Source organism: Azospirillum mesophilum (assembly GCF_053470405.2).
Genome location: NZ_JBPXMQ020000132.1, coordinates 1 through 501, shown reverse-complemented (window position 1 = coordinate 501; position 501 = coordinate 1). Strand labels below are relative to the sequence as shown.

The window sequence follows — 501 nt, the reverse complement described above, 5'->3', positions numbered from 1 at the left end:
GCTGGCATGCTGCGCGGATTGGCGCCGGCCAAGCCCGGCCCGAAGAGCCCGCCGGCCAATCCGCGCAAAAGCGACGTCGAGCGCTTGGAGCGGGAGAACGCGCATCTGCGCGAGCGCCTCACCCGCGCCGAGGCGGTCATCGAACTCCAAAAAAAAAGTCGCTCATTTGCTGGAGACCTCGCTCGGCTCACCGGACCGCGGCGCGAGCAAGTGATGGCCGCTATTGAGCAGGCGCCCCCGGCGGTGGACGTCGCCACCGCCTGCCGGGCGCTCGGCGTGCCGCGGGCCAGCTTCTATCGGCACCGCGACCGCCAGCGTCGCGTCGGGCCGCCCTGTCCACCCTTTCGGCGCCCCGCACCGCCACGCACGTTGAGCGCGCCGGAACGCCGCCAGGTTCTTGACCTGCTGCATGGCGAGCGCTTCGTCGATGCCGCCCCGGCCCAGGTCTACGCCACGCTGCTCGACGAGGGGCAGTACCTGTGCTCGGTGCGCACCATGTAC

1 pseudogene is annotated in these 501 nt (G+C 71.1%); it reads left to right on the top strand.

From position 1 onward, the window contains the following. Positions 1-213 precede the first annotated feature (213 nt). A pseudogene (locus ACSVC7_RS32770) lies at positions 214-501 on the top strand (IS3 family transposase); the annotation flags it as partial.